The 3,878-nt window shown below is 56.8% G+C and carries 1 tRNA gene and 3 rRNA genes; all 4 read right to left on the bottom strand.

From position 1 onward, the window contains the following. Positions 1 to 46: 46 nt before the first annotated feature. A 5S ribosomal RNA gene (gene rrf, locus GRS80_RS16510) occupies positions 47 to 168 on the bottom strand. 116 nt (positions 169 to 284) lie between these two features. Further along, positions 285 to 3,203 (bottom strand): 23S ribosomal RNA (locus GRS80_RS16505). Positions 3,204 to 3,428: 225 nt separating this feature from the next. Beyond that, a tRNA-Ala gene (locus GRS80_RS16500) sits at positions 3,429 to 3,500 on the bottom strand. A gap of 146 nt (positions 3,501 to 3,646) precedes the next feature. After that, positions 3,647 to 3,878 (bottom strand): 16S ribosomal RNA (locus GRS80_RS16495); the annotation flags it as partial.

Here is a 3,878-nt window from a genome sequence, read left to right as displayed (position 1 = left end):
CACCGACAGCTACTGCTGTCGCTGATAGGGTGAAATGAAAGTATGAAAGGGGCGGCGAATCCACGTTCCCAGAGGGTCTCCCACTCCAGTAGTTGCGAATACGCAGACGGGCTTATCTTCCGTGTTCGGGATGGGTACGGGAGGTACCCCGCCGCTCTGGCCGCCTAACGCCGATCAGTGGAATCGAACCACCGTCATGCCAATATCGGTAGCAAAACCGTGTGTATGTGTAGTCCAGTTCGCGCCTGGATCCGTTCTCCGGATCCCGATCCAATGCGAATATGAGTGTGTGGCTTGGCCTGTTAGTGCTCGCGGGCTCAACGTCTCGTTGCCTCGACGCGTACACCCCGAGTCTATCGAACTCGTCTTCTACGAGTAGCCTCAGTGGTTCCTCGTTTTCAGGTGGGTTTCGAGCTTAGATGCGTTCAGCTCTTACCCCGTGGTGCGTGGCTGCCCGGCACGTGCTCTCTCGAACAACCGGTACACCAGTGGCACCCATTCGTAGTTCCTCTCGTACTATACGAACGTTCCCGTCAGGAACCATAACACCCCCAATAGATAGCAGCCGACCTGTCTCACGACGGTCTAAACCCAGCTCACGACCTCCTTTAATAGGCGAACAACCTCACCCTTGCCCGCTTCTGCACGGGCAGGATGGAGGGAACCGACATCGAGGTAGCAAGCCACCCGGTCGATATGTGCTCTTGCGGGTGACGACTCTGTTATCCCTAAGGTAGCTTTTCTGTCAGCAATTGGCCGCATCAAGCAGCCTAATTGGTTCGCTAGACCACGCTTTCGCGTCAGCGTCCGTCGTTGTGCCGGACACTGTCAGGCTTCCGTATGCTCTTGCGCTCTTTCCCGAGTCTCCGACTCGGGTGAGGAAACCTTGGGGCGCGCTCGATATCTTTTCAAGCGCGTACCGCCCCAGTCAAACTGCCCGGCTACCAGTGTCCTCCGCCAGGAGTGAGAGTCGCAGTCACCATCGGGTAGTATTTCAATGCTGGCTGGGTGGCCCGCTAGCGCGGGTACCTCTGTAATGCCTCCTACCTATGCTGCACAATGGCGACCACGTCTCAGTGACAGCCTGCAGTAAAGCTCTATAGGGTCTTCGCTTCCCCTTGGGGGTCTCCAGACTCCGCACTGGAATGTACAGTTCACCGGGCCCAACGTTGGGACAGTGGCGCTCTCGTTCATCCATTCATGCAAGCCGCTACTGAAGCGGCAAGGTACTACGCTACCTTAAGAGGGTCATAGTTACCCCCGCCGTTAACAGGTCCTTCGTCCCCTTGTACGGGGTGTTCAGATACCTGCACTGGGCAGGATTCAGTGACCGTACGAGTCCTTGCGGATTTGCGGTCACCTATGTTGTTACTAGACAGTCGGAGCGCCCGAGTCACTGCGACCTGCCTCTTCGCGAGGCAGGCATCCCTTATTGCGAACGTACGGGACTAACTTGCCGAATTCCCTAACGTCGGTTGTTCCCGACAGACCTTGGCTTTCGCCGCCATGAGTACCTGTGTCGGATCTCGGTACGGACAGTATGCTCGTCTTTTCACGGGCTCTGGGTTGACCCAACTTTCGATATCCAGCCATTCGATCGCTTCGTGCCATTACGGCTTCCACGCTCTTCGACTGTTCTACCGGGCGAAAGCCCGGCTTGGGTGGCCCCAAAGCGTCGACTTTATTGCATACCGGCATAGGAATATTAACCTATTTCCCATTTGTCAGCTTCGACTTACGGGCTGACTTAGGACCGGCTAACCCTCGGCTGATTAACATTGCCGAGGAACCCTGACTCATTCGGTCGTCGAGGTTCTCACCCGACTAACGCTGCTACTATGACCAGAATTTTCGTTACTGAACGGTCCACACGAAATCTCTTCCGTGCTTCCACCCGAACAGAACGCCAACCTACGGAATCACTCCATCAAGAGTGTCGCTAGGTCTCGGTGGTGGACTTGAGCCCCGATCATTTTCAGCGCCCCGAACCTCGGCCGGTAAGCTGTTACGCTTTTCTTAGAGGGTAGCTGCTTCTAAGCTCACCTCCCGGCTGTCTAGGGCTCGGGACCACTTTCGATCGCACTTAGTCCACACTTGGGGACCTTAACCCAGCTCTGGGTTGTCTCCCTCACGGTACACAGGCTTACCCCGCGCACCGGACTCCCTGCGTCAAACGGCGTTCGTAGGTTCGGAGTTGGACAGGGGGGCACACTCCTCTCGGAGTGCGATCCCCCAATCCGTCGCTCTACCCCACGAACTACCTCGGCAGAGGTCATGCTTCGACATGTTTCGGTTGGAACCAGCTGTTTCCGGATTCGATGGGCCTTTCACCCCTAGACATAGGTCACGCGAGGGTATTGTAGGACACCAACGCTAACGGGCCTCCACGTGGCTTTCGCCACGCTTCACCCTGCCCATGCCTAGATCATCCGGTTTCGGGTCGTGCCCGATTGACTCCCCGCGCTTGAACACGGCGGCCCTCGTCGTAAGACTGCGGCCATGTCGGTTTCCCTACGCCTTCCCCGATACTCGGGTTAGACTCGTCAATCAGGCACACTCTCTGGTTCGTTTTTCAAAACGTACGACGGAACACCGGCTTCCCGATCTTCCTACTGGAGACTCGCGTCTCGGTCGTTGTGATCGGGACCTTTCGTGCCCCGTCGTTCTATCGCCAACTGATTTCACGCCCTATTGCACCTCCCTTCGTGGGGTGCTTTTCAGCGTTCGCTCACGCTACTTGTTCGCTATCGGTCTTGAGGAGTGTTTAGTCTTCGCGGTCGATGCCCGCGACATTCTCGAGGGATATCCAACCCCCGATACTCTGGAGCTGACTCGTTCCGTACTACTCGACACTACGGGACTGTCACCCTGTTTCGTGCTCTGTTCCAAGAGACTTCCTGTCGAGGTTCGAGAAGTGATCGTCAGTCCGAACACCACATTGCCCGTGAAGGCTTCGGTTTGGACTGCATCGCGTTCATTCGCCATTACTAACGACATCGCGTTTGCTTTCTTTTCCTGCCGATACTAAGATGTTTCAATTCTCGGCGTTCCCCATTGCGCGAAGCAATTGCGGTGGGGATTCCCATTCGGAAATCCTGAGTTCTTTCCCTCCGTGCGGGTCCCTCAGGCTTATCGCAGCTTGGCACGTCCTTCTTCAGCTCTCAAGCCGAGCGATCCACCAGCTGGCACAGTAGCCACGTTCGTCGGATCGGAAACGCGTTGTATACACAACGGTTGTGACCCGGGAACGGATCCAGTGGACGCCTGGACTACACGTACACACGGTCTCATCTGCACGCCGGTAGACAGCCGGCCTGCATTAACCCTTCCCACCCACGTTTACACGGGGTGGTGCATCGGTTCGTTCGGATTGAATCGAAGTGCCGTCTCCCACTTAAGGGACACGATCTTCGATTCGCTCCGAGTCATGGACCCACTGGGATTCGAACCCAGGGCATCCTCCTTGCAAAGGAGGCACTCTCCCACTGAGCTATGGGCCCACCCTCTCGTCACCTGACGAGAGAGCATATTGTGAGCCTCGGTAGTTCAAAGGTGCCCGATCGGCCAGACGGCGCGATCGAACGTGGAAAGCGTGACGTGAAACGTCACGACAAGTGGGCTGGGGCGACGCCCCAGTCCCGGTCTGTGGAGGTGATCCAGCCGCAGATTCCCCTACGGCTACCTTGTTACGACTTAAGCCCCCTTGCGAAGCCCAGATTCGACCCTGAAACAGGGCCTCATCCGGACCTCACTCGGGTGCTTTGACGGGCGGTGTGTGCAAGGAGCAGGGACGTATTCACCGCGCCCTTCTGAGGCGCGATTACTACCGAATCCAGCTTCATGAGGGCGAGTTTCAGCCCTCAATCCGAACTACGACC

Source organism: Natrialba sp. INN-245 (genome assembly GCF_009807105.1).
GTDB lineage: Archaea > Halobacteriota > Halobacteria > Halobacteriales > Natrialbaceae > Natrarchaeobius > Natrarchaeobius swarupiae.
Note: the sequence above shows the minus strand (reverse complement) of the source record. Positions and strands in the feature narration are given on the sequence as shown.